The sequence below is a fragment of the Amycolatopsis sp. DSM 110486 genome, assembly GCF_019468465.1.
Taxonomy (GTDB): Bacteria; Actinomycetota; Actinomycetes; order Mycobacteriales; family Pseudonocardiaceae; genus Amycolatopsis.
Genome location: NZ_CP080519.1, coordinates 2,305,011 through 2,330,367 on the forward strand (window position 1 = coordinate 2,305,011; position 25,357 = coordinate 2,330,367).

Annotated in this window: 18 protein-coding genes; 15 read left to right on the forward strand and 3 right to left on the reverse strand. The window is 69.6% G+C overall.

The window, feature by feature from the left end; genetic code table 11:
- Positions 1-11 precede the first annotated feature (11 nt).
- From K1T34_RS11090 to K1T34_RS11130, 9 genes are all read left to right on the forward strand, one after another.
- Entirely contained in the window at positions 12-1,574 is a 1,563-nt protein-coding gene (locus K1T34_RS11090; protein WP_220244189.1) for an AMP-binding protein, read from the forward strand.
- A gap of 273 nt (positions 1,575-1,847) precedes the next feature.
- Positions 1,848-3,326: an LCP family protein gene (locus tag K1T34_RS11095; protein ID WP_220244190.1), complete on the forward strand. Its 1,479-nt coding sequence runs from the start codon at positions 1,848-1,850 to the stop codon at positions 3,324-3,326.
- 134 nt (positions 3,327-3,460) lie between these two features.
- Positions 3,461-4,315 carry a bifunctional 2-polyprenyl-6-hydroxyphenol methylase/3-demethylubiquinol 3-O-methyltransferase UbiG gene (locus K1T34_RS11100; RefSeq protein ID WP_220244191.1) on the forward strand — a complete coding sequence of 285 codons (855 nt, stop codon included), beginning with the start codon at positions 3,461-3,463 and terminating at the stop codon, positions 4,313-4,315.
- Positions 4,316-4,539: 224 nt separating this feature from the next.
- Complete coding sequence (car, locus tag K1T34_RS54440) at positions 4,540-8,040, forward strand: carboxylic acid reductase (RefSeq protein ID WP_304504313.1); 3,501 nt, start codon at positions 4,540-4,542, stop codon at positions 8,038-8,040.
- Positions 8,041-8,373: 333 nt separating this feature from the next.
- Positions 8,374-9,678, forward strand: coding sequence for an epoxide hydrolase family protein (locus tag K1T34_RS11110; RefSeq protein WP_220244192.1), 1,305 nt, complete (start codon positions 8,374-8,376; stop codon positions 9,676-9,678).
- 14 nt (positions 9,679-9,692) lie between these two features.
- Positions 9,693-10,634 carry an aldo/keto reductase family oxidoreductase gene (locus K1T34_RS11115; RefSeq protein ID WP_255638447.1) on the forward strand — a complete coding sequence of 314 codons (942 nt, stop codon included), beginning with the start codon at positions 9,693-9,695 and terminating at the stop codon, positions 10,632-10,634.
- A gap of 19 nt (positions 10,635-10,653) precedes the next feature.
- Positions 10,654-13,284, forward strand: a complete 2,631-nt coding sequence (locus tag K1T34_RS11120) for an AAA family ATPase (RefSeq protein ID WP_220244193.1) — start codon at positions 10,654-10,656, stop codon at positions 13,282-13,284.
- Between the two features lie 97 nt (positions 13,285-13,381).
- On the forward strand, positions 13,382-14,374 hold the full coding sequence (locus K1T34_RS11125; RefSeq protein WP_220244194.1) for an alpha/beta fold hydrolase: 993 nt from the start codon (positions 13,382-13,384) through the stop codon (positions 14,372-14,374).
- Positions 14,375-14,387: 13 nt separating this feature from the next.
- A complete protein-coding gene (locus K1T34_RS11130) occupies positions 14,388-14,609 on the forward strand; it encodes a hypothetical protein (protein ID WP_220244195.1) in 222 nt (73 codons plus the stop codon).
- 73 nt (positions 14,610-14,682) lie between these two features.
- Here K1T34_RS11130 and K1T34_RS11135 read toward each other — a convergent pair whose 3' ends face one another.
- Entirely contained in the window at positions 14,683-15,864 is a 1,182-nt protein-coding gene (locus tag K1T34_RS11135; protein WP_220244196.1) for a thioester domain-containing protein, read from the reverse strand.
- 290 nt (positions 15,865-16,154) lie between these two features.
- On the opposite strand from K1T34_RS11135, the gene K1T34_RS11140 reads away from it, so the two are divergent.
- The 5 genes from K1T34_RS11140 to argG all read left to right on the forward strand — a co-directional run bounded on the left by K1T34_RS11140 (position 16,155) and on the right by argG (position 22,131).
- On the forward strand, positions 16,155-16,679 hold the full coding sequence (locus K1T34_RS11140) for a PadR family transcriptional regulator (RefSeq protein ID WP_220244197.1): 525 nt from the start codon (positions 16,155-16,157) through the stop codon (positions 16,677-16,679).
- Positions 16,676-17,356, forward strand: a complete 681-nt coding sequence (locus K1T34_RS11145; RefSeq protein WP_220244198.1) for an ABC transporter ATP-binding protein — start codon at positions 16,676-16,678, stop codon at positions 17,354-17,356. Before K1T34_RS11140 ends, K1T34_RS11145 begins: the two co-directional genes overlap by 4 nt.
- Complete coding sequence (locus K1T34_RS11150) at positions 17,353-19,626, forward strand: FtsX-like permease family protein (protein WP_220244199.1); 2,274 nt, start codon at positions 17,353-17,355, stop codon at positions 19,624-19,626. The genes K1T34_RS11145 and K1T34_RS11150 overlap by 4 nt, the downstream gene beginning before the upstream one ends.
- A gap of 128 nt (positions 19,627-19,754) precedes the next feature.
- The gene (locus K1T34_RS11155) at positions 19,755-20,522 is read left to right on the forward strand and encodes an NPP1 family protein (protein ID WP_220244200.1); all 768 of its coding nucleotides are present in this window, start codon (positions 19,755-19,757) and stop codon (positions 20,520-20,522) included.
- 160 nt (positions 20,523-20,682) lie between these two features.
- A complete protein-coding gene (gene argG, locus K1T34_RS11160) occupies positions 20,683-22,131 on the forward strand; it encodes an argininosuccinate synthase (RefSeq protein ID WP_220244201.1) in 1,449 nt (482 codons plus the stop codon).
- A gap of 139 nt (positions 22,132-22,270) precedes the next feature.
- Here argG and K1T34_RS11165 read toward each other — a convergent pair whose 3' ends face one another.
- Positions 22,271-23,104 carry a helix-turn-helix transcriptional regulator gene (locus K1T34_RS11165; RefSeq protein WP_220244202.1) on the reverse strand — a complete coding sequence of 278 codons (834 nt, stop codon included), beginning with the start codon at positions 23,102-23,104 and terminating at the stop codon, positions 22,271-22,273.
- 87 nt (positions 23,105-23,191) lie between these two features.
- Here K1T34_RS11165 and K1T34_RS11170 point away from each other — a divergent pair, with 87 nt between their 5' ends.
- Entirely contained in the window at positions 23,192-24,589 is a 1,398-nt protein-coding gene (locus K1T34_RS11170; protein ID WP_220244203.1) for an aldehyde dehydrogenase family protein, read from the forward strand.
- Between the two features lie 18 nt (positions 24,590-24,607).
- On the opposite strand, the gene K1T34_RS11175 is transcribed toward K1T34_RS11170, so the two are convergent.
- On the reverse strand, positions 24,608-25,213 hold the full coding sequence (locus K1T34_RS11175) for a helix-turn-helix domain-containing protein (protein ID WP_220244204.1): 606 nt from the start codon (positions 25,211-25,213) through the stop codon (positions 24,608-24,610).
- Between the last annotated feature and the right edge of the window lie 144 nt (positions 25,214-25,357).

Sequence of the window (25,357 nt, forward strand, 5' to 3'; positions counted from 1 at the left end):
GGAGACGAGCGGTGCGGTTGATCGACTACCTCGACAAGGGCGCCTCGCTGGGCGCTTCGGCGCCGTGCTTGACCTACGGCGACCCGGCACAAGAGACGGCCTCACTGAGCTACGGCGAGGTCCAGGAGCTGTCCTGGCGGGTCGCGCGGGCGCTGGCGCGCTCGGGCGTGCGGCCGGGCGACAAGGTCGCGATCCTCTCGGGGAACGACCCGGTTTCGTTCGGCTGCGTCTTCGGCATCAGCCGCGCAGGGGCGGTCTGGTGCCCGGTCAACCCGCGCAACGAGGCGGCGGAGAACAGGGAGCTGCTCGACCTGTTCGACTGCACGTGCTTGCTGGTGCAGTCTTCGTTCGCATCGCTCGTCTCCCGCATCCTGCCGGACCTCCCGGCGGTGAAAACGGTGGTGTGCCTGGACGGTTCGATGCCGGGCGCGGTGTCGTTGACGGGCGCGGTGTCGTTGACGGAGTGGCTCGACGGGCTCGAATCGTCACCGTTCGATGTGGTGCCGCCCGACGACGTGGCCATGCTCGTCGGCACGGGCGGCACCACCGGCCGGCCGAAGGGCGTGGTGCTGACCGGGCACAACGTCGAGACGATGTCGGCGCTCACGCTCATGAGCTACCCGTTCTCGCCGCGGCCACGGTATCTCGCGCTGGCGCCGCTGACGCACGCGGCCGGTGTGCTGTGTTTCCCGGTGCTGACGCTGGGCGGCGAGATCGTCGTGATGCCGAAGCCGGACCTGGGCGAGTTCCTGGCTCTGGTGCACCGGCACCGCATCACGCACACGTTCCTGCCGCCGACGCTGATCTACCTCCTCCTGGACCACCCCGATCTGTCCACAACGGACTTCAGCTCGATGGAATGCCTGTGGTACGGGGCCGCTCCGATGTCGGCGGCGCGGCTCGAAGAGGCGATCACGCGCATCGGCCCGGTGCTGGGCCAGCTCTTCGGCCAGAGCGAAGCACCGATGATGATCTCGACGATGGCGCCGGCCGAGCACTTCCACGCCGACGGATCCCTCGCCCGCGAACGCTTCACGTCCGCGGGCAGGCCCACACCGCTCACGCGCGTGGCCATCATGTCCGACAACGGGTCCCTGCTGCCGTCCGGCGCGCGCGGCGAGATCGTGGTGCGCGGGCCGCTCGTGATGCCGGGCTACTACAAAAACCCTGCCGCGACCGAGGACGTCAGCCGCTACGGCTGGCACCACACCGGCGACATCGGCTACCTCGACGACGAGGGGTACCTCCACATCGTCGACCGCGCCAAGGACATGATCATCACGGGCGGTTTCAACGTGTACTCCGCCGAAGTCGAACAGGCCCTGATGACACACCCGGCCGTGCAGGACTGCGCCGTGGTCGGGCTGCCGCACGAGAAGTGGGGCGAACAGGTCACCGCGGTCGTCCAGCTCCACAGAGGACGGTCGGTGTCCGAGGACGAGCTCCGCGCCGTCGTGAAGGAGCTCCTGGGCAGCGTCAAAACTCCCAAGGTCGTCCGGATCTGGCCCGACCTCCCGCGGTCGAAGGTGGGCAAAGTGCTGAAGACGGACGTCAAGGCCCAGCTGCTCCGCTGAGCGGCACCCCACCGGACGGATCGCCGTCGCGAGGAGACCCCGTGTCCTCGCGGCGGCGATTTCACGTGCCCGCGTGAACACTCTGCGCCGGCCCCGCGAGCGAACCGCGAATAATCACCGGCACAGACCTTTGTCCGGTCTTGTCCACTCCCGTTACGACATCGAAAACGCCCCCCGGCCGAGGCCGGAAACGGGGCCGCTACCGTTGGCATTTCGAGCACCGGACGGCGTCGGGCCCCGGGATGCCGGAGAAACTGCAGAAAAGGAGCCCTGATGCGTCGCACCAAGGCCTCCGGTCCGCTGCGCGCGGCCCAAGTCGTGCTCGTGGTCGTGTCCCTGCTCGTGCTGGGCGGCACCGGTTACGCGTGGTCGACCCTGCAGTCACTCACCGACGGCCTGACCAGGGCCGATGTGATCACCGGCACCGACCAGCCGCCGCTGGGCGAGCAGAACATCCTCATGGTCGGCCTCGACACGCGCACCGACGCGCAGGGCAATCCGCTGCCCGCCGACGTGCTCTCGCAGCTGCACGCGGGCGGCGCGGACGACGGTGGCGACACGACCGACACCATGATCGTCATCCACATCCCCGCGGGTGGCGGCCAGGCGACCGCGATCTCCATCCCGCGCGACTCCTACGTGAAGATCGCCGGCGACTACGGCAAGCACAAAATCAACTCCGCGTATACCTACGGGCTCGTCGCGGAGAAGAACAAGCTGGTCGCGCAGGGTGTGTCCGGCAACCAGCTGGAGACGGACTCCGCGCAGGCCGGCGCCAAGACGGCGATCGACACCGTGCAGCAGTTCACCGGGCTCACGATCACGCACTACGCGGCGGTGAACCTCGCCGGCTTCTACTACCTGAGCGAGGCCGTCGGCGGCGTGCCGGTGTGCCTGAGCAAGGCCGTGCACGACTCGTACTCGGGCGCGAACTTCGCGGCGGGCCCTCAGAGCGTCGGCGGGGCGAAGGCGCTGCAGTTCGTGCGCCAGCGCCACGGGCTGCCCAACGGCGACCTCGACCGCATCAAACGCCAGCAGGTGTTCATGGCGAGCATGGCCAAGACGATCCTGTCGGCCGGCACGCTCGCCGACCCGGGCAAGCTGGACAACCTGATCACGGCCGTGAAGAAGGCCGTGGTGGTCGACTCCGGCTGGGACATCGTCGGCTTCGCGCAGCAGCTGCACGGGATGAGCGCGGGCGCGCTCAAGTTCGTCACCGTGCCGGTCGTGAACATCTCGCTCAAGACGCCGTCGGACGGCGACGCGGTGGAGGTGGATCCCGACCAGGTGCAGCAGTTCGTGCACCAGCAGCTGGGCACGCCGGCGGCCTCGTCGAACGCACCCGCCTCGCCGGGCGACTCGAGCCTGAGCCAGTACACCGTGGACGTGCGCAACGCGTCGGACACCAGCGGCCTGGCCGCGAGCGTGGCCGACAAGCTCGCCGCCGCCGGGTACACCAAGGGCACGGTGGCCAACGCGACCACGCGCAAGATGTCGATCGTCTTCTACGGCCACAGCCAGAAGACCGAGGCGACACAGATCGCGAAGACGCTCGGCGGGATCGCCGTGAGCCCCGACACCTCGCTGGACAACGACCACTTCCGCGTGTTCCTGGGCAAGGACTACGAGGACTCCAGCGGCTCGTCGAGCACCGGCGGCGCGCCGCAGGTGCACCCGGCGGCGTATGTGAGCCCCGCGCCCGCGCAGACCCCGCCGCCGATCACCGGCGACGGCGTCCCCTGCGTGAACTGAGTCCTTTTCATCCCGATAAATCGTTTTTGGGCATTCTGCGAATTCGCTTTTACTTCGTGCGCTTCGGTAACGCTCACTCCGCGGTTTCGGACTGAGCGAGTGAACCGAAACGACGGCGAAAAGGGTTTCCCGCCATGTCCGAAAGACAGAAACCGGCCAACTTCCGGAACCTGCTGAACCACGTTTCCGTGGCCAACGCGAAAAGGGTGGCCGCGAGTGCCGAAGAGCTCGCGCAGCGTGTACTCGCGACCGTCGGCGCCCGTCAGCCGGAATCCCGGATCTCCGCCGATTCGCAGACGTACTGGCGCCGGCCGAGCGGGGATCGCTGGCAGGCCAACGCACATTGGCGCGACGCGTCCGTGTTCCAGGGCAGCGACCTGTGGTCGCGCCTCGGCCGCGAGCACCTCGACCTGTTCGACGCGGGCGCCCGGATGGCGAGCTTCACCGGCCCGTGGCACCGCGTTCTGGAATGGGGCTGCGGTGGTGGCGCGAATGCGATCCACTTCGCTCCGCGCGCGGAAGAATTCATCGGCATCGACATCGCGGCGGAAACGTTGCACGAATGCGAACGCCAAGTGAAAGCCGCGTGTGACACGCCGTTCCTGCCGGTCGCGATCGACGTCGCGAAACCGGAAGAAGCACTCGACGCCGTCGGCGGGTTGGTCGACGTCTTCTTCTCCTGCTACGTCTTCGAGCTCATCCCCACCCCGGAGTACGGCGAACGGCTGCTGCGCATCGCCCGGCAGCTGCTGACTCCCGACGGCCTGGCGATGATCCAGATCAAGTACGACCCCGGTTCGTGGCGCACCGGACCCCGTCGCCGCGCCTACCGCAACGGGCTGGCCGGAATGACCACGTACGGCATCGACGCGTTCTGGCAGACCGCCACCCGCTGCGGCCTGCAGCCGCTCGCCGTCCACCTGGTCCCGAAGAACGACTTGGACGAGCGCTACGCGTACTTCTTCCTGCGCAACGGAAGTCCCTCCTGATCCGATTTGCGCAGTTCGTCCGTTTCAGTGAATCGGACCCCTGTTGCCCACTGACCGTTTCCCTACCAGGCGTGATCAAGCCGGCACAACGCGTTCATGATCACAAACACGAGCAGGTGTTCGGCCGACCACGATCAGTAAACTTAGGGGACGCAAACAACTAGCCCAAAAGGAGCCGACGGCGCCTCCCGCTGGACGAACGCCGACCCAGGGAGGGCTGAGCATTGGCGACCCCGCCGACCGAGATCACCAGTACCGAGCACCGCGTCGAGCAGCTGCTGGCAGCTGAGCCGCAGCTGCGGGACGCCGCCCCCGACGCCGGCATCGCCGAGGCGATCCGACGACCGGGGTTGTCGTTGGTGGAGCTGATCGAAACGGTGATGACGGGGTACGCCGACCGCGCCGCCTTCGCCGAACGGGCCACGGAGGCGGTGACCGACCCGGCGACGGGCCGCACCACGCGCCGGCTGCTGCCGCGGTTCGACACGGTGACCTACCGCGAAGCGTGGCAGCGCGCGTGCGCCATCGCGGGCGAGTGGACCCACCACGCCGAAGCTTCCGTGGCGGCCGGTGATTTCGTGGCCACGCTCGGCTTCACGAGCACCGAGTACGCGATCATCGACCTCGCCTGCGTCCGCGCCGGCGTGGTGTCCGTGCCGCTGCAGGCGGGCGCGACGGCGGGCACGCTCAAGCCGATCGTCACCGAGACCGCGCCGAAGCTGCTCGCGTCCAATGTGGACAGCCTCGGGACCGCCGTGGACCTCGTGCTCGACAGCACGACCGTGCGACGCCTGGTGGTGTTCGACTACCACCCCGAGGTCGACGCCGAGCGCGAGAAGTTCGAGGCCGCCGAGGCGCGGCTCGCCTCGGCCGACAGCCCGATCGTCGTCGAGCCGCTGAGCGCGGTGCTCGAACGCGGCGCCACCGCGGCGCCCGCGCCGATGTCCGGCGCGGACCCGGACCGCCTGTCGCTGCTCATCTACACCTCCGGCAGCACCGGCACGCCCAAGGGCGCGATGTACACCGACCGGCTCATCGCGAACCTGTGGCACGAGTTCTTCCCCGAACGGCCCCCGTTCCCCTTGGTGGACCTCAACTTCATGCCGCTGAGCCACGTGATGGGCCGCGCCATGCTCGTCTCCACCCTGGCCGACGGCGGTACCGTCCACTTCGCCGCGAAGAGCGACCTGTCCACCTTGTTCGAGGACATCTCGCTGACGCGCCCCACCGAGATCGTGATGGTGCCGCGGATCTGCGACATGATCTTCCACCACTACCAGAGCGAGCTCGACCGTCGCGCGCTCGGCGCCGGTTACTCAGCCGAGCTGGAAGCCGAGGTCAAGCTCGACCTGCGCACGAGCTTCCTGGGCGGGCGGATGGTCTGGGCCGGCTCCGGTTCCGCGCCCCTGTCGGGCGAGATGCGGGCCTTCATCGAGTCGGTGTTCGGTCTCGAGCTGCACGACGGTTACGGATCCACCGAGGCCGGCATCGTGCTGTTCGACCACAAGCCGACCCGCCCGCCGGTGCTCGACTACAAGCTCGACGACGTCCCGGAGCTCGGCTACTTCTCCACGGATTCCCCGCACCCGCGCGGAGAGCTGCTGGTCAAAGCGACCAGTTTGGTGCCGGGCTACTACAAGCGCCCCGACGCCACGGCCGAGGTGTTCGACGAGGACGGCTACTACCGGACCGGCGACATCATGGTCGAGACCGCGCCGGACACGCTGTTCTACCTCGACCGGCGCAAGAACGTGCTGAAGCTGTCGCAGGGCGAGTTCGTGGCCGTCTCGCGGCTGGAGGCCGAGTTCGCGGCCGCACCGGCGATCGGGCAGATCTATCTGTACGGCAGCAGTGAACGCGCGTACTTGCTCGCGGTGATCGTGCCGACGCCGGAGGCGCTCGAAGCGTTTGGCGACGGTGAAAAGCTCAAGGCGCAGCTGAGCGAATCGCTGCAGAGCATCGCGAAGGAGTCCGACCTCAACTCGTACGAGATCCCGCGCGACTTCCTCGTGGAGACCCAGCCGTTCAGCCCCGAAAACGGGCTGCTCACAGGAATCCGCAAGCTGTCGAGGCCGAAACTCAAGGAGCACTACAGCGAGCGGCTCGACCAGCTCTACCGTGAGATCGCCGAGCGCGAGTCGAGCGAGCTGCGCGAACTGCGGCAGGTCGGGCGTTCGCAGCCGGTGTTCGACACGGTCGTGCGGGCGGCACAGGCACTGCTCGGCGCGTCTTCGAGCGAATTGAGCCCCGAGGCGCACTTTGTCGAGCTGGGTGGCGACTCGCTGTCGGCGCTCACGTTCTCCAACCTGCTGCGGGAGATCTTCGACGTCGAGGTGCCGGTCGGCGTGGTCATCAGCCCGGCGACCGACCTGCGCAAGCTAGCGTCGTACATCGAGGACGCGCGCGAGTCGGGCGCCAAGCGGCCCACCTTCGCCAAGGTCCACGGCGCGGGCAGCACCGAGGCTCGCGCCGAAGCGCTCACGCTCGACAAGTTCCTCGACGCCGCCACCCTGGACGGCGCCTCAACGCTGGCGCGCCCCACGGCCACCATCGGCACCGTGCTGCTGACCGGCGCCAACGGTTACCTCGGCCGGTTCCTCTGCCTGGAATGGCTGGAACGGCTGGCCGAATCGGGCGGCCGGCTCATCTGCCTCGTCCGCGGCAGCTCCGCCGAGGCCGCGCACCGGCGGCTCGAGGACGCGTTCGACAGCGGCGACGCCAAGCTGCTGCGCCACTTCCGCGACCTGGCCGCCGACCACCTGGAGGTGCTCGCGGGCGACATCGGCGAGCCGGACCTCGGCCTCGACGAGGCAACCTGGCGGCGGCTGGCCGACACCGTCGACCTCATCGTGCACCCGGCCGCGCTGGTCAACCACGTGCTGCCCTACGACCAGCTGTTCGGCCCCAACGTGGTGGGCACCGCGGAGCTGATCCGGATGGCGTTGACCTCGCGGATGAAACCGATCACCTATCTGTCCACAGTGGCCGTGATCGCCGACCAGGCGTCATCGGCCGACGAGGTGTCCGACATCCGGGTGACGAGCCCCGTGCGCGTGCTCGACGACGGTTACGCCAACGGCTACGCCACCAGCAAGTGGGCCGGCGAGGTCCTGCTGCGCGAGGCCAACGACGCCTTCGGCCTGCCCGTCGCCACGTTCCGCTCCGACATGATCCTGGCGCACAGCCGCTACTCCGGCCAGCTCAACGTCCCGGACATGTTCACGCGACTGCTGCTCAGCCTCATCGTCACGGGCATCGCGCCCGGGTCGTTTTACAGTTCGGCCGCCCCCGCCCACTACGACGGCCTGCCCGCCGACTTCACCGCCGAGGCCATCACCACCCTCGGCACCCAGGCAACCGAGGGCTACCGCACCTACAACGTCCTCAACCCCCACGAGGACGGCGTCTCCCTCGACACCTACGTCGGCTGGCTCGTGTCGGTCGGCTATCCGATCAAGCGCATCGACGACTACGCCGAGTGGTTCGCCCGCTTCGAGACGGCCATCCGCGGGTTGCCGGAGAAGCAGAAGCAGCACTCCCTCCTGCCGCTGCTGCACGCGTTCTCCGCCCCGGCCTCCCCCGTCGACGGGGCCGGCATCCCGACCGACCGCTTCCGCTCGGCGGTGCAGGACGCCGGCATCGGCGCGGACAAGGACATCCCGCACGTGACCGTGGAGCTGATCCGGAAGTACGCGGCGGATCTGGCGCAGCTCGGGTTGATCTGAGGTCCCTTGCCCGGCGTCGGGGAAACTTGGCGCCGGGTAAGGCCTTCCGGGCGGGATCCGGACCGCGCCCGCGGCGTCCAATGTGGCCGAGCGCGTTCGATCGGCGCCGTCCTTCTCGACCTCGAAGATCGGCCTATCCGCACGTGGCGACGGGTTTCGAGGCGCCGACAGCGCAAGAACTCCGTAATACCCACCCACGAATAACGCCAGAAAAGCAACGGAAATCGCCATCTTTTCGAGGCAGGATGCGGGCGCTGGCCGCGATGATCAAGAACGGCTAGCGTCGGAAACGGCCGTCCGGTCCGCATTCTTTCCCCTTGAGGAGAAACAGTGATGTCCGAGAACACGTCCGAGCATTCCCGGCGGAGGTTCCTCGCCACGTCGGCGGGGGCGCTTGCCGTTGCGGCCAGTGCGTCGACGCTGCTGGCCGGGACCGCGAACGCCGCAACGGCCGCGAACACCACGGCCGGGCCCAGCGCCATCCGCCGCTTCCGCATCGACGTGCCACAGCGCGACCTCACCGACCTGCGCAACCGGCTGCGCGCCACGCGGTGGCCGACGAAAGAGACCGTCCCCGACGATTCGCAGGGCCTGCAGCTCCAACGCGTCCAGGACCTCGTGAAGTACTGGACCACCCGTTACGACTGGCGCAAGGTCGAGGCGAAGCTCAATTCCCTCCCGCAGTTCACCACGGAGATCGACGGCCTCGACATCCACTTCCTGCACATCCGCTCGAAGCACGAGAACGCGCTGCCGATCGTCATCACGCACGGCTGGCCGGGGTCGGTCCTCGAAATGCTCAAGGTGATCGGCCCGCTGACCGACCCGACGCGCCACGGCGGCAGCGCGGCCGACGCGTTCCACGTCGTCATCCCCTCGATGCCCGGCTACGGCTTCTCCGGCAAGCCCACCGCCACCGGCTGGGGCCCGGCGCGCATCGCGCGGGCTTGGGACGTGCTCATGAAACGCCTGGGCTACAACGAGTACGTCTCGCAGGGCGGCGACTGGGGTTCGGTCGTGTCGGACGTGATGGCGGCGCAGCGACCCTCCGGCCTACGAGGCATCCACGTGAACATGCCCGCGACCGTGCCGCCGGAGATCGCGAAGATCCTCACCGACGGTGGTCCCGCGCCGGCGGGTCTGTCCACTGAGGAGCGTGCGGCGTTCGACTCGCTCAACGCCCTCTACACGCGCGGCTCCGGCTACTCGGCGATGATGGTGACCCGCCCGGAGACCGTCGGCTTCGGGCTGGCCGACTCGCCCGCGGGCCTCGCGGCGTGGATGTACGACAAATTCGCGGCGTGGACGTATAGCGGCGGCGTGCCCGAGAAGGTGCTCACGCGCGACGAGATGCTCGACGACATCACCCTCTACTGGGTCACCAACACGGCCGTGTCGTCCTCGCAGCTGTACTGGGAGAACAACGCGAACAACTTCAACGCCGTCGACGTCTCGATCCCCGCCGCCGTGACCGTGTTCCCCGGCGAGCTCTACCGCGCGCCGCGCAGCTGGGCCGAGCGCGCCTACCACGACCTGCGCTACTACAACCAGGTCGACAACGGCGGCCATTTCGCCGCGTGGGAGCAGCCGGAGCTGTTCTCGAAAGAACTTCGGGCGGCGTTCCGCTTCCTTCGCTGATTACACTCGCGCGGGTGGACACGATCACCGCCCCCGCGCCCCCGGCGTGGTACGGCTGCATGGGTCTCGGCGGCAGCTGGGACCCGGCACCGTACGCGCCCGCCGACGTCGATGCCGCCGAGGCGGCAATCACCGCCTCGCTCGACATCGGCGTGACCGCCTTCGACCACGCGGACATCTACCGCCACGGCAAGGCGGAGGCCGTGTTCGGCGAGGTGCTCGCGCGCACGCCGGGCCTGCGGGAGCGGATCGTGCTCCAGACCAAGTGCGGGATCCGGCTCGACGGCGGCTTCTACGACCTGCGCGGCGCGAGCATCGTGGCCCGCCTCGCGCAGAGCCTCGAACGGCTGCGCACCGAGTACGTCGACGTGCTGCTGCTGCACCGGCCCGACCCGCTGGCCGACCTCGGCGAGGTCGCGGAGGCGTTGCACCGCCTGCGTGAGGACGGGCTGGTCCGGCACTTCGGCGTGTCGAACATGAGCGCCGCCCAGATCGCCGCGTTGCAGTCGCGTATGGACTTTCCGTTGGTGGCCAACCAGCTGGAGATGAGCCTCGCGCGCCGGGACTGGGTCGAGTCGGGTGTGCTGGTGAACACCTCGACGGCCGCCGCCAACGGCTTTCCCCACGGCACCCTCGAATACTGCGTGGAGCACGGGATTCAGCTCCAGTCCTGGGGTTCGCTGGCTCAGGGTGTCTACACGGGACGCCAGGCGACCCCGATCGAAGAGGCCACCGCCCAGCTGGTGAAGGAACTCGCCGCCCACCACGACACCACGCCGGAAACCATCGTCCTCTGGTGGCTGATGCGCCACCCGGCGCGGATCGCCCCGGTACTCGGGAGCACCCGGCCCGAACGCATCCGTGCGTGCGGCGACGCCGTGAACCGCGAACCGGCCCTCACCCACGAAGAGTGGTACTGCCTGTGGATCACCGCCCGCGACGAGCCGTTGCCCTAGCGTGGCCGAGGGAAGGAGTTTGGTCCTGTTCGGACGGGAGCTGGAGCAGAAACGCCTGGCGGAGCTGGTCGACGGCGTCGGCGAGCGCGGCGGCGCGTTGCTGGTGCGGGGCGAACCGGGCGTCGGCAAGTCCGCTCTCGTCGCCACCGTCCGCCGGCAGCTCGGCCCGTCGCGCACGACGATCCTGACCGCAACGGGCGCGGAGCCCGAGCAGCACCTCCCCTACGCCGGCCTCAACCAGCTCCTCTACCCCCTCCGTGACACCACCACCGCCCTCCCGGCCACCCAGCGCACGGCTCTGCGCACCGCGCTCGGCCTCGTCGACGGCCCGGCGCCGCAGACCTATCTCGTCGGCCTCGCCGTGCTCAACCTCCTCAGCGAGACAGCCGCCACCACGCCGCTGGTCCTGTTGCTGGAAGACGTCCACTGGCTCGACCGTGCAACCCAGGACGTGCTCGCTTTCCTGGCCCGCCGCGTCGAGTCCGAGCCCGTCGTCCTGATCGCAACGGCCCGCGACGACGAACCCACCCGCCTCGACGACCTCCCTTCCCTCACGCTGCGCCCCTTGCCGCCGGAGGACGCCGAGGAGCTCCTCGACCACGTCGCCCCGGATCTCGCCTCGGAAGCCCGCAAGCGGATTCTGCAAGACGCCGCCGGCAACCCCCTCGCGCTCACCGAACTGCCCGCCGCCCGCACCGGCCCGCTGGACCACGCTTTCGCCGCCCGCGTGGCCGAGCTGCCGGAAGCGACGCGCACGAACCTCCTCGTCGCGGCGCTCAACGACAGCACCTCGCTGGCCGAAACCCTCAAGGCCACCGGCACGGACGCGCTCGGGCCGGCCGCGGGGCTCGTCGAGGTGGACGCGACGACCGTGACGTTCCGGCACGCGATGACCCGAGCCGCCATCGTCCGGTCGGCGACACCCGCCGCTCGTCGCGCCGCGCACCACGCGTTGGCCGCGACGTTGACCGAGCCCGGACGGCGGGCGTGGCACCGGGCGGCGGCGACCACCGGGACCGACGAAACCGTCGCGGCCGAACTGGAAGCAGCCGCGGGTGACGCTCGACGCCGGGGCGGCGTCGCGGCGGCGATCGCGGCGCTGGAAGAAGCCGCGCGCCTCAGCGAGACCGACCTGCGCCGGGCCGATCGGATGCTCCAGGCCGCCGACCTCGCCGTCGAATCCGGCCGACGTGACGTGGTCGACCGGCTGCTGGCAGCAGCGTCCACAATGCACCTCACCCCGCGCCAACGAGCCCTGGTCACGTGGCTGCCGACCGGGTTCGACGACGGCGTCCGCGAAGGTGCCGCCGGCGCGTCGGAGCTGGCGACGCTGGCGGGCACCGTCGCCCGGGACGGTGATCTCGACCTGGCCATGCGGATCTTCTGGAGCACCGCCATGCGCTGCTTCTGGATCGAACCCGGCGCACTGGCGCGCGAACGCATCACCGCGATCGCCGACGAGCTGCCCGTCGACCCGGCCGACCCGCGGATGGTGGCGATCGCGGCGTACGTGACGCCGTTGACGCGCGGGGCGGAGGTGGTGGCCGCGTTGCGTGAGCTGGCGGACCGAACCACCGACCCGACCGTGATCCGGTTCCTCGGCAGCGCCGCGCTGCAGGTGGGCGCGTTCGACCTCGCGGCCCGGTTCTCCCTGGCCGCGCAACCGGGTCTCCGCGCCGAAGGCCGGCTCGGGTTGCTGAGCCGCGCACTGGCCGTGCAGGCCTGGAGCCACGCCCGGCTCGGCGATCTGGCGGCCGCGTTGCCCGCCGCGGAAGAAGCCGGCCGGCTGGCGCACGAGACGCGCCAGCCGTACATGGTCGGCCTGGCCAGGGCGGTGCAGGCGGAGATCGCGGCGTTACGCGGGGACCACGAGCTGGCCGAGAAACTCGCCGCGGAGGCCGAACGTGTGGGCCTCGCGGCGGGCGCGCGGCCGGTGCTGGCCACGGTGCAGCTCGCCCGCGGTCTGGCCGCCCTCGGCGCGGGCCGGCACGCGGACGCCGTGGCCGCGTTGTTGCGCGTCTTCGATCCCGCAGACCCCGCGTACCAGCTGGCGCTGCGCTGTTACGTGGTCGCCGAGCTGGCGGAGGCGGCCGTCCACTGCGATCGCGCCGACGTGGTGCGCGGCCTGATCACCGAGCTCGAACAGGCCCCGACGACGTCCCCCGCGCTGCACCACGGCCTGCGGTATGCCCGCGCCGTGCTCGCCTCCGACGAGGACGCGGAGGAGCTGTTCCGCGTCGCGTTGCAGGCCGATCTCACGGGCTGGCCGCTCGAACGCGGACGGCTGCAGCTCGCGTTCGGCGAGTGGCTGCGCCGACGTCGCCGGGCGGCGGAGTCGCGGCCGGTGCTGCGGGCGGCGCGGGAGACGTTCGACGCACTGGGCGTCACGGCGTCCAGCGATCGGGCCGCTCGCGAGCTGCGCGCCGCGGGCGAGGTGACGCCGGACCGCGAGCCGGACGCGCTCGGTGACCTCACGGCGCATGAGCTGAACATCGCGCAGCTGGCCGCGGAGGGGCTCACGAACCGGGAGATCGGACAGCGGCTGTACCTGTCGCACCGGACCGTGAGCACGCACCTGCACCGGATCTTCCCGAAGCTCGGCATCAGCGCCCGCGGCGAGCTGGGTGCCGCGCTACGCCGCGAGGGATGACGTACACCCACGGCGTCACCTGACGGGCGCGAAGCCACCCCGCCACTGCCTACCGTCACAACGCGGAAAAAGGTTTCGAGCTCAGGAGTGTTTTCGGATGATCAGCAGGAGACAGTTTTCGCAGGTACTCGCCGCCGGCGTGGCAACGGCATCGGTCGCCGGCGTCGCGTCTCCGGCTGCGGCGGCGGCTGGGCACACGTCCTTCGGGCCGCTCAAGCAGGTGCGGGCCGGCGTGCTGAACATCGGCTACGCGGAGGCCGGCCCCGCGAACGGACCGGTGGTGCTCCTGCTGCACGGGTGGCCGTACGACATCCACAGCTACGTCGACGTCGCGCCCGCGCTGGCGGCTCAGGGCTACCGCGTGATCGTGCCGTACCTGCGCGGCTACGGGACCACGACGTTCCGCTCGGGTTCGACGTTCCGCAACGCCCAGCAGTCCGCCGTCGCCGCCGACGTCATCGCGCTGATGGACGCGCTGAAGATCCCGAAGGCCGTGATCGGCGGCTTCGACTGGGGCTCGCGCACGGCCGGCGCGGTGGCCGCGCTGTGGCCGCAACGATGCAAGGCGCTGGTGCTCGTGAGCGGGTACCTCATCACCAATCTGAAGACGCAGCGCGACCCGCTGCCGCCCGCCGCCGAGCTCGGCTGGTGGTACCAGTACTACTTCTCGACCGAACGTGGCGTGCTCGGCTACACGCGCAACACCGACGAGTTCAACAAGCTCATCTGGCAGACCGTCTCCCCGAAGTGGCACTTCGACGACGCGACCTACCAGCGCACCGCCCAGTCGTTCACCAACCCGGACCACGTGGCCATCGTGGTCCACAACTACCGCTGGCGCCTGGGCCTCGCCCACGGCGAACCGCAGTACGACCGGCTCGAAGCCCAGCTCCAGCAAAGCCCCAAGATCGCCCTGCCCACCATCACCGTCGCCAGCGACTTCGACGGCACCGCCGCCGACGGCTCGGGGTACCGCGGCCAGTTCACGGGCAAGTACGACCACCGCGTCCTGCCCGGCATCGGCCACAACGTCCCCCAGGAAGCCCCTGCGGACTTCACCCAAGCGATCGTGGACGCGGACCGGCTCTGAGTACCGTGGTCCCATGGGCCACAAGGGCATCCGCGACGGCGGACCACCGCGAGATCCGAACTTTCGCCCGACCGACGTCGTCGGGATGCCGATCCGCAAGGCCGTGATCGAGCTGAGCCGCCACGGTTTCCTCATCCAGCAGCCGAGCGCCCACGCCCGCGACGCGGCGATGCTGCACAACCGCGTGCGCCTGGTGGCGAACGAGGGTGTGATCACCGAAGTGATCGTCGGTTGAAAATCCCCTGACCACAAGAAAGCGGGGCCGGTCCACAATGGACCAGCCCCGCTTCTTCGTTCAGCTAAAACAATCAGGCGTTGCTACGACGACGGCGCACCAGCACCAGCATCGCGCCGCCGGCCAGGACGAGGGCCGCGCCGATGCCGATGGGCAGCGAGGCGTCCACGCCGGTGTTCGCCAGGGGTGCCGAGCCGCCGGCCGGGGCGGCCGGGGTGGTGGCGGGCGCCGCCGGGGTGGTCGGCGGGGTGACGCCGGCTTCGGTCCAGGTGGCGGTGGCCGAGGTGTCGACCGTGGTCTTCTGCGACTCCGCGACGATCAGCGACTGCGCCGGGTGCTTGGCGTAGTTCTCGCCCACGAAGAGGCGGCCGGTGTCGAGGTGGCCGACGGCCTTGAGCGCCAGCTCGGCGGTGCCGGCCTTGGCGTCCTTGGGAACGTCGAGGTACAGCTTGGTGCCGTCCTTGACCTCGCCCTCCGTCACGGCCTTGCCGTCGGCGTCGGCGAGCTTGACGCCGTCGGGCAGCTGCGTGGTGAGGTCGGTGATGTCACCGGTGGTGGCGATGGTGAACGGGCCGATCTTGGTACCGGCTTCGCCCTTGGCCGAGGCCGGGGTGATGCTCAGCGACGGCTTCGGCTGCTGGCCGATGCCGACGTTGTCGCTGCCGGTCAGGTAGTCGTACAGCGCGAGCACGTCGGCGCCGTTGTCCGCGTTGCCGAACTGCACCGGCTTGTCGCGGTCGATCTCCTTGCCGTCGCTGAAGTGCCAGACGGCGGCCTGCGTGGCGGCGATGGCCTCGGCCTGCGAGAGGCCATCGTGCAGCGTGACGCCCTGCAGCTCGGCCTCGATGCCCTTGAGGTCCTCGGTCGGGAAGCCGTGGTGCAGGACCCAGTTGATCTTCGCGTTGTTCTTGTTGAACGGCGAGTCCGGGTTCGGGTACTTGTCCCACGGCGTCTCGAGCATGTCCTGCTGCTCGTCGATGTTCGTCTCGATCTCGACGCAGTACAGCTTCAGCGTGCTGCCGTCGGAGAGCTTGAGACCGAACAGGACCGTGTCGTAGTAGTGGTCCTTGCCGTTCTCGTTCAGGTTGACACCGAAGCCGTTGGTGAACGCGCCCGGGACGAGACGCCCACGAGCCGCGCCGTCTTCAGCCTTCGTGCCGGTGTCCGCGGTGGCGCCCTGAGCGGCCGCCATCAGCGCGACGGCCGCGGCGGCAGCCGCGATCCCGCCTCGCACCAGACCTGACCTGACCTGCATCTGTTCTCCCATCCAAGCCCGAACCAGAAAGTCGGAGCCGCGTGAGAAAACACACCCCGATCACGACGGCCACCAATCAGGTGAGAATCCACCCAGTCAAGCGATGCGGAAGCATACAGACAGCTCACACGCCCACCCACGGTGGTCCCCACCACCGCAAGGGTCGTCCACCTGGGCGTCACCAAGCCGTTCACGCACCGCCACTGAGCAAATCGGACACACCCCGATCACCTGCGTATACACGCGATGTATAGTCTCGATGTATAGCGATCATCCGAAGGGGACCAGACATGTCAGTGGGGACCACCCTGCTCGCCTTGCTCGAGCCAGGACCGCGGCACGGGTACGACCTGAAACGCGCGTACGACGAACAGTTCGGCCAAGACCGGCCACTCGCCTACGGGCAGGTCTACGCCACACTCTCGCGCCTGCTCAAAAACGGCCTCGTGGAGGTCGCGGGCGTCGAGGCCGGCGACGGGCCGGAGCGCAAGCGCTACACGATCACCGACGCCGGCATCACCGACGTCGAACACTGGCTCGCGACGCCGGAGAACCCCGAGCCGTACCTGCAGAACACGCTCTACACCAAGGTCGTGCTGGCTCTGCTGTCCGGACGCAGCGCCACGACCGTGCTGGACGCGCAACGCAGCAAGCACCTCGAAATGATGCGCGAGCTCACGCGCCGCAAGCGTGAGGGCGACCTCGCGACGCAGCTGATCTGCGACCACGCGCTGTTCCACCTCGAAGCCGACCTGCGCTGGCTCGAGCTCACGGCCGCGCGCCTCGACGAACTGGCGAGCGAGGTGCGGTCATGACGGAACCCCTGCTCGTCGCCGATGGTCTGGAGAAGGCGTTCGGCCCGACACAGGCGCTGCGCGGCGCCGGCGTGTCCGTCGCGGCCGGGGAGGTGCTCGCGATCATGGGCCCGTCGGGCTCCGGCAAGTCGACGCTGCTGCACTGCCTCGCCGGCATCGTCCGCCCCGACGCCGGCACCATTACCTACGGCGGCCGCGACCTCGTCGCCATGAGCGACCGCGAGCGCAGTGCGTTGCGGCGCACGGAGTTCGGCTTCGTGTTCCAGTTCGGGCAGCTCGTGCCGGAGCTGACGTGCCTGGAGAATGTCGCGCTGCCGCTGCGCCTGGCGAAAGTCGGGCGGCGCCAGGCCGAGGGCGTCGCGCGCGAGTGGCTCGAGCGGCTGCAGGTGTCCGACGTCGCGGACAAGCGCCCGGGCGACGTCTCGGGCGGGCAGGGACAGCGCATCGCCGTGGCCCGCGCGCTCGTGACCCAGCCGAAGGTGGTTTTCGCCGACGAGCCGACGGGCGCGCTCGACTCGCTCAACGGCGAGAAGGTCATGCGCATGTTCACCGAGGCCGCGCGGCAGACCAACGCGGCCGTCGTGCTCGTGACGCACGAAGCGCGCGTCGCCGCGTACTCGGACCACGAGATCGTGGTGCGCGACGGGCGCGTGGCGGATCGGGAGTTCGCGCAGTGATCGCGAACCTCCTTCTCGGCCTCCGGCTGGCCGTCGGGGGCGGCCGGATGTCGGGACAGGCGCTGCTGCGCCTCACGATGACGGCGGTGGGCATCGGGCTCGTCGTCGCAGTGCTGCTGCCGGCGGCGTCGGTGAGCTCGGTCGTCGACGCGCGGGAGGACCGCGCGGCCGCGACCGCCGAGATCACGCAGCCGAATCCCGGCGTCGACCCGCTGTACGTCGTCAAGTGGTCGGCGATCCGGGGCAACCAGTTCGTGGACATCCACTCCGTCGCTGCCGAGGGACCGCACGCGCCGGTACCACCCGGGCTGAGCGCGGTGCCGAAACCAGGTGAGCTCATCGTGTCGCCCGAGCTCGCGCGCCTGCTCGCCGAGCCGGACGGCGCCGGGCTGCGTGCCCGTCTTCCCGCGGCGCCGTCGGGCACGATCACCAAGCCCGGACTCGTCGACGCCGGCGAGATCACCGCGTGGTACGGCACCACGGTCGCCGACGCGAAGTCGAACCCGGACGTAGAGACCGTCTACGGCTTCGGCGGCGGGGAGCCGCCGCGGATCGCAGTGGCGACGACGACGCTCATCGCGGTGCTGCCGGTGGTGATCGCGCTGCTGCTGCCGCTGCTGATCTTCGTGACCACGGCGTCGCGGATGGGGGCGGCACAGCGCGACCAGCGGCTGGCGGCGCTGCGGCTGCTCGGTGTGGACGCGCGGCAGATCCGCTGGGTCGCGGCCGGGGAGTCGTTGCTGGGCGCGACGATCGGCCTGGTGCTAGGCGTGGCGCTGTTCCTCGCGGTGCGTCCGACGCTCAGTTCACTCGACCTGTTCGGCTACCGCGTGTTCGGCGAGGACTTCGTGCCGCCGTGGCCGCTCGCGGTGCTGGTGGTGGTGCTCGTGCCCGCGCTGGCCGTCGGAGCGGCGCTGTTCGGCCTGCGGCGGACGATCGTGGAGCCGCTCGGCGTGGTGCGCCAGGGTAAGCCCGTGCGAAGGCGAATGTGGTGGCGCTGGGTGATCACCGGCGTCGGCGTGCTGCTCGTCGGCACGGCGTACGCGACCGAGCCGGGCCAAAGCAGCGACAGCGTGCTGATCGCGCTCACCGGGGGTTCCGCGTTCCTACTGGTGGGCGTGACCGTGCTGCTGCCGTGGATCGTCGAGGGGATCGCGAGCCGGCTGCACGGCGGGCCGCCCGCGTGGCAGCTCGCGGTGCGGCGGCTGCAGCTCGACAGCGGCACGCCGAGCCGGGTCGTTTCGGGGCTGGTCGTGGTGGTGGCCGGCAGCATCCTGCTGCAGGTCGTGCTCAACTCCCTGCTCGCGGCGGACGCGGCCGAGGCCAAGACGGATCCGTCGTGGGCGGGCGCGGCGCACGTGAGCGTGCTCGCGGACAAGGCGACGGCTGCCGAGGCGCAGCAACGCGTTTCGGGCGTCGCCGGGCTGACGCAGGTGGGCACGATCCGGCGCTCGTCGGCGGTCGCCGGTGACCAGTGGACCAGTGTGGAGATCGGGTCCTGCGCCGCACTGGCGTTGCGGGCGCAGCTGCCGTCCTGTGTGGACGGTTCGGTGTTCTCCGTGGGCGACGCCCCCATGCCGACGGGTTCGGTGCGCTTCACGGAGTCCAGCTCGGATACCGGTGGTCCTCAGTGGACCGTCCCTTCGGGCGTGGTGCGGGTGCCGGCGAGCTCGGCCGCGCGCAACCTCGACGGCACGCTGCTGGTGACCGACAGCGCCATCGCGGGCCTTCCGGTGCCGGTGGAGCTGACCACGGTGTTCGTCAAGGGTCCGGGGACCACCGCGGAGCTGGGCGACCGCGTGGCGACCGCCGTCGCGAGCCTGACCTGGCACGTCGAGGTGGACACGGACGAGCGCGCGAGCGCGCCGACCGGTGTGCTGGGCACGATCCGGGCGGTGCTGCTCACGGCGTCGCTGTTCGTGCTCGCGGTGGCGGCGTTGAGCCTGCTGATGCTGGCCGTCGAGCAGATCACCGAGCGGCGCCGGGCGTTGGCCGCGTTGGCCGCTTCGGGTGTTCCGCTGGGCGTGCTGGCCCGCAGTTCGTTCGCGCAGACGGCGCTGCCCGTGGTGATCGGGGTGGTGCTGGCGGTTCTCACGGGGACCGGGCTGACGTTGCCGATCCTGCGCGCGGCGGACATCCCGTTGAAGCTCGACGGCGGGCTGATCGCGAGCATGGCGGGCGCGGCCGTGGCGGCGGTTCTTGTCGTGACGGCGTGCACGATTCCGCTGCTGCGCCAGATCACAAAGGTGGAATCTCTGCGCGCGGAGTGAGAGTTCACCGGCCCGAAAGGCCCGCGACCCACCTTCGTCGCGGGCTTTTCGGGTCCAACTCCTTCTCCCCGGGGGCCGGGTGCGCCAGCATGATCAACGCCCTGTCCCCATTCGGAAGGTCGACCTTTATGCGAACCTTCAAACGGCTCGGTGCGGTCCTCGGCGCCACCGTGCTGGCGCTGGTGATCCCGGCGGCCGCGGCGTATGCCGATCCCCCGCACAACCTCCCCCAGAACGCCGGCGGCTACGACCAGTCGTTCTCGCCCGCGTACGACTACGACACCGACGGCTGCTACGCCACCCCGGCCATCGGCCCGGACGGCACGCTCGCCCCGGGCCTCAACACCACCGGCGCGGTCAACGGCAGCTGCCGCGACCAGTCCGACCTCGACAACTCCCAGACCTACTCCCGCTCGAAGTGCAACAACGGCTGGTGCGCAGTGGTCTACGCCAGTTACTTCGAGAAGGACCAGGCCGTCGCCGGCAGCGGCCTCGGCGGCCACCGCCACGACTGGGAGCACGTGATCTCCTGGATCAACCAGGCGAGCAACCAGGTCGAGTTCGTGACCACGACGCAGCACAGCAGCCAGGTCACATACCCGCGCTCGCAGGTCCGCTTCGACGGCTCACACCCGAAGGTCGTCTACCACAAGGACGGCCTGGGCACGCACTTCTTCCGCCTGGCCAACGACAACGACGAACCGCCGGAGAACCACTACCACAACTGGCGCTACCCCCCGCTCGTCGGCTACGACGGCTACCCCTCCACGGCCCTGCGCGACAAGCTCATGTCCGCCGACTTCGGCTCGGCGACGATCAAGATCAACGACGCGCGGTACAACGACCTCCTGGCGGCCTCGCTGCCTGCGGGGATTCCGTTCGATCCGCGTGGGTGAGGTCTGAGGGTTTGTGCTGAAGGACGGGTGTCATCCTCTTCATGGGGTGGCACCCGTCTTCCACGTCGGGCCAGGTCCGCGAGGCTCTCCGGAGCGATCTGCGTCACGACTTCCCGCCCCGACTATGCACAGTCATACATCCTGATGCATAATCATACCCATGTCCAAGGTGCTCACTTCCCTTCCCGTCGGCGAGCGGGTCGGCATCGCGTTCTCCGGTGGCCTCGACACGTCCGTTGCGGTGGCGTGGATGCGTGACAAAGGCGCCGTGCCGTGCACCTACACGGCCGACATCGGGCAGTACGACGAGCCCGACATCGAGTCGGTGCCGGGGCGTGCGACGTCCTACGGCGCGGAGCTCGGGCGGCTGGTCGACTGCAAGGAGGCGCTGGTCGAGGAGGGGCTCGCGGCGCTGACGTGCGGCGCGTTCCACATCCGCTCCGGCGGCCGCAGCTACTTCAACACCACGCCGCTCGGCCGGGCGGTCACCGGCACGCTGCTGGTGCGCGCGATGCTCGAAGACGACGTCCAGATCTGGGGCGACGGCTCCACCTACAAGGGCAACGACATCGAGCGGTTCTACCGCTACGGTCTCCTGGCCAACCCCGCCCTGCGCATCTACAAGCCGTGGCTCGACGCGGACTTCGTGACGGAGCTCGGCGGCCGCAAGGAGATGTCGGAGTGGCTGGTGGCCCACGGGCTGCCCTACCGCGACAGCACCGAGAAGGCCTACTCCACCGACGCCAACATCTGGGGCGCCACCCACGAGGCCAAGTCGCTGGAGCACCTCGACACCGGCATCGAGATCGTCGAGCCGATCATGGGCGTGCGGTTCTGGGACGCGAGCGTCGAGATCGAGCCCGAGGACGTCACCATCGGCTTCGAGCTCGGCCGGCCGGTGTCGATCAACGGCAAGCAGTTCGCGACGTCCGTCGACCTCGTGCTGGAAGCCAACGCGATCGGCGGCCGCCACGGGCTCGGCATGTCCGACCAGATCGAGAACCGCATCATCGAGGCCAAGAGCCGCGGCATCTACGAGGCGCCGGGCATGGCGCTGCTGCACGCGGCGTACGAGCGGCTCGTCAACGCGGTCCACAACGAGGACACCGTCGCCAGCTACCACAACGAAGGCCGCCGCCTCGGCCGGCTCATGTACGAGGGCCGCTGGCTCGACCCGCAGGCCATGATGCTGCGCGAGTCGCTGCAGCGCTGGGTCGGCACGGCCATCACCGGCGAGGTCACGCTCCGCCTGCGGCGCGGCGAGGACTACTCGATCCTCGACACGTCCGGGCCGGCCTTCAGCTACCACCCGGACAAGCTGTCGATGGAACGCACCGAGGACAGCGCGTTCGGCCCGGTCGACCGCATCGGCCAGCTGACCATGCGCAACCTCGACATCGCCGACTCCCGCGCGAAGCTCGAGCAGTACGCCGGCCTCGGCATGGTCGGCAGCGGCTCCCATCCGGCCCTCATCGGCGCCGCCCAGGCCGCCTCCACGGGCCTCATCGGCGCCATGCCCGAGGGCGGCGCCCAGGCCATCGCCTCCCGCGGCAAGACCGACGACGTCGAGCTCCTGGACAGCGCCGCGATGGAATCCGGCACGGACTGAGTTGTCTGTCTCGGCTCCGCCGAGACGCGCGAGATCGCTTTGAGCCGGTTTCTTCCCTCCCGGTGTGCTCGGCCCGACGGGCCGAGCACACCGCTCAGTCCAGAAACCGGCGCGATCTCGCGGTGGTGCTCGGCGAAGTTCAGAGCTGCTGAGCCCCGATCACCGACAACAGCTGCAGCTTCTCGTGGCTCTCCGTCCCCGGCACGGCCGTGAAGATAAGCAGAGCCTGGTACTGGTCGGGGTCCAGGAGCGTCTGGCCGTGGACCTCGATGGCGCCGACCTCCGGATGCAGGAGCCGTTTCGGCTCGCAGTAGGGGCCGAGCACGGGGTGTTCGGCCCACAGGGCGGCGAACTCGGGGCTGCGCGCGGACAGCTCGGCGACCAGCGAGCCCGCCGGGGAAGAGCGGCCCGTCTTGGCGAAGACCTCCGCCAGGCGTGCGACCAGGGTGCGGCTGTGGTGCGCATGATCTTCGAGCGGCAGCCGCTCCCGCGCGGACGGCGAGGTGAACCAGCGGAACACCCGCGCGCGCGAAAGCCCGGTGTACGCGGTCTCGTCACCCAGCAACGCCACCGCGAGCGGGGTCTGGCGCAGGGTCTCCCCGAGCACGTTCTCGATCTGCGCCGGCGTGTCCTCCAAGCGGTCGAACACGCGCATCAGGCCGGCGTTGATGTGGTCGCCGCGGACGGCGCGCTGGGGCGTGCCGTGGCCCGCGAGGCGGAACAGGTGGTCACGTTCCTCCAGCGTGAGGTGCAGGCCGTGCGCGATCGCGGCCAGGATCTGCTCCGACGGCACCGGGCCGCGCTGCTGCTCGATGCGGCTGTAGTAGTCGCTGGAAACACCGCTCAACGCGGCCACCTCCTCCCGCCGCAGGCCGCTGGTACGGCGGCGCGGGCCGCGGCGCAGTCCGACGTCCTCGGGCTGCAGCGCCTCTCGTCGCGCGCGCAGGAATTTCGCCAGTTCGGGCCGGTCCATGCCCTCCATCCTCCGCCCGAACGCCACGCTCAGCCACGGACATTCCGAACATGGCTACGCCCCGCGACCACAGGCACCGTCGAAGTCATGAAGCACTGGATCAACGGCGAGGACGTCCCCGCCGAAACCACCCTCGACGTCGTCAACCCCGCCAACGGCACGGTCGTCGCCCACATGCCGCTCGGCACCCCGGAAGACGTCGATCGCGCGGTCGCCGCGGCAACGAAGGCCCTGCCCGCGTGGGCCGCCACGTCACCGCAAGAACGCGCCAAAAGGCTCAAAGCGCTCGCCCACGAGCTCCGCGAACGCAACGAAGAGCTCGCCCAAGCCATCTCCACCGAGATCGGCGCCCCGATCAGCCTCGCCCGCGCCGCCCAGGCCGGTCTGCCGCCGCTCGTCGCGGACTCGACAGCGGACCTGGCGGCCGGCTTCGCGTGGACCGAAACCGTGGGTACCTCGCTCGTCGTACGCGAACCCGTCGGCGTCGTCGGCGTCATCACCCCGTGGAACTTCCCGCTCCAGCAGATCATGACCAAACTCGCCCCCGCACTGCTGGCGGGCAACACCGTCGTCGCCAAACCCGCCGAGCTCGCGCCGACGTCGATGCCGATCCTCGCCGCGGCCGTCAAAGCGGCCGAAATTCCCGACGGCGTCGTCAACATCGTCTACGGCACCGGCCCGGTCGTCGGCGAGGCCATCGCGAAACACCCCGGCATCGACATGGTCAGCTTCACCGGCTCCACCGCCGTCGGGAAGCGGATTTCGGTGCTGGCAGCCGAAACCGTCAAACGCGTGGCCCTCGAACTCGGCGGCAAATCCGCGAGTGTGGTCCTCGACGACGCCGACCTGCAGCTCGCCGTCGAGCGCACCCTCACCACCGCGTGGACCAACTCCGGCCAGGTCTGCGGCGCGTGGTCCCGGATGATCGTCCCAGCGACCCGCCGCGACGAAATCCTCGACCGGCTCACGAAAGCGGCCGAGGACTACCGCCTCGGCGACCCCAGCGAGGAGACCACCCGGCTCGGCCCGCTCGCGTCGGAAACCCAGTGGACTCGCGTCGACAACCATGTCGAACGCGGCCTCGAACAAGGCGCCACTCTCGTCCTCGGCGGCCCCGGCCGCGTCCCCGGCCTCGAACACGGCGCCTACTTCCGCCCGACCATCCTCGCCGACGTCCACCCGGATTCCGCACTGGCGCAAGAAGAAATCTTCGGCCCCGTCCTCAGCGTCCTGACCTACACCGACGAAGACGAAGCCATCGCGATCGCCAACAACAGCGTCTACGGCCTCACCGGCGCCGTCTTCGGCGAACCCGCCCGCGCGCTCGCGATCGCGCGCCGGCTGCGCACAGGTCAGGTCGACGTCAACGAGGGCCAGTTCAACGTCCTCGCCCCCTTCGGCGGCTACAAGCAGTCCGGCAACGGCCGCGAGTTCGGCTACCTCGGCGTCGAGGAGTTCACGGAGGTCAAGTCAATCCAGCGGTGAGTCCACAGTAGACAACGCTCAGAACGTGGGCGGCGTGATCAGCCAGACCGCCTTGAGCGGTTCGCCTTCCCCGACGTGCCAACGGTGTGGCACCGTCGAGTCGAGGTAGATCGCGTCGCCCGCTTCGAGTTTCACCTCGTCGTCGCCGATCCAGAAGATCATCACGCCGGACAGCACGATGCCGCACTCCTCGCCGACGTGCGAATGCGGGTGCCCGCCGCTGGTCGCGCCCACGGGCGCCTCGACCCACACCACTTCCATCTGGTGCTGCAGATCGGGGCTGAGCAGCTCGTTCATGATCCCGGAGCCCGGGTACTGGATGCGTTTGCGCTGCCCGCTCTTGGAAACCGAGTACCGCAACGGATTCGCGGGCGGCGCCTCGTTGCTGAACAGCTCGCCGACGGTGTGGCCGAGCACGTCGGCCAGCCGCTTCAGCGCTTCCAGCGACGGGTTCGCGCGCCCGCGCTCGACCTGGCTGATGTAGCCGACGGAAAGCCCGACCGCCTCGGACACCTCCGTGAGCGTCGTCCGGCTCTCGTGGCGCCATTCGCGCAGCTTCGAGCCGATGTGCACGCCCTCCGAAGTGCTGCGCGGCTCGTCGGACTGCTCGGGGGGTGAGGCCATGTGTCGCTCCTGCGCCGGCGGGGGTCGGGTTGGCGGAACTCGATCGGACGGTGAAACGCCACTCTACAAGTTTTACCCTCAGTTCAACCAGTAAAACATCGACCACTCCAAACCAAGATCGAAATCGGCCCCGATGTCGATTCC

What these genes read in the sequence shown, in the direction of transcription:
- K1T34_RS11135 (WP_220244196.1), bottom strand. Translation starts at nt 15,864, where the DNA reads ATGCAGGTCAGGTCAGGTCTGGTGCGAGGCGGGATCGCGGCTGCCGCC.
- K1T34_RS11130 (WP_220244195.1), top strand. Translation starts at nt 14,388, where the DNA reads ATGGGCCACAAGGGCATCCGCGACGGCGGACCACCGCGAGATCCGAAC.
- K1T34_RS11155 (WP_220244200.1), top strand. Translation starts at nt 19,755, where the DNA reads ATGCGAACCTTCAAACGGCTCGGTGCGGTCCTCGGCGCCACCGTGCTG.
- K1T34_RS11110 (WP_220244192.1), top strand. Translation starts at nt 8,374, where the DNA reads ATGTCCGAGAACACGTCCGAGCATTCCCGGCGGAGGTTCCTCGCCACG.
- K1T34_RS11125 (WP_220244194.1), top strand. Translation starts at nt 13,382, where the DNA reads ATGATCAGCAGGAGACAGTTTTCGCAGGTACTCGCCGCCGGCGTGGCA.
- K1T34_RS11145 (WP_220244198.1), top strand. Translation starts at nt 16,676, where the DNA reads ATGACGGAACCCCTGCTCGTCGCCGATGGTCTGGAGAAGGCGTTCGGC.
- K1T34_RS11170 (WP_220244203.1), top strand. Translation starts at nt 23,192, where the DNA reads ATGAAGCACTGGATCAACGGCGAGGACGTCCCCGCCGAAACCACCCTC.
- K1T34_RS11100 (WP_220244191.1), top strand. Translation starts at nt 3,461, where the DNA reads ATGTCCGAAAGACAGAAACCGGCCAACTTCCGGAACCTGCTGAACCAC.
- K1T34_RS11175 (WP_220244204.1), bottom strand. Translation starts at nt 25,213, where the DNA reads ATGGCCTCACCCCCCGAGCAGTCCGACGAGCCGCGCAGCACTTCGGAG.
- K1T34_RS11095 (WP_220244190.1), top strand. Translation starts at nt 1,848, where the DNA reads ATGCGTCGCACCAAGGCCTCCGGTCCGCTGCGCGCGGCCCAAGTCGTG.
- argG (WP_220244201.1), top strand. Translation starts at nt 20,683, where the DNA reads ATGTCCAAGGTGCTCACTTCCCTTCCCGTCGGCGAGCGGGTCGGCATC.
- K1T34_RS11140 (WP_220244197.1), top strand. Translation starts at nt 16,155, where the DNA reads ATGTCAGTGGGGACCACCCTGCTCGCCTTGCTCGAGCCAGGACCGCGG.
- K1T34_RS11165 (WP_220244202.1), bottom strand. Translation starts at nt 23,104, where the DNA reads ATGGACCGGCCCGAACTGGCGAAATTCCTGCGCGCGCGACGAGAGGCG.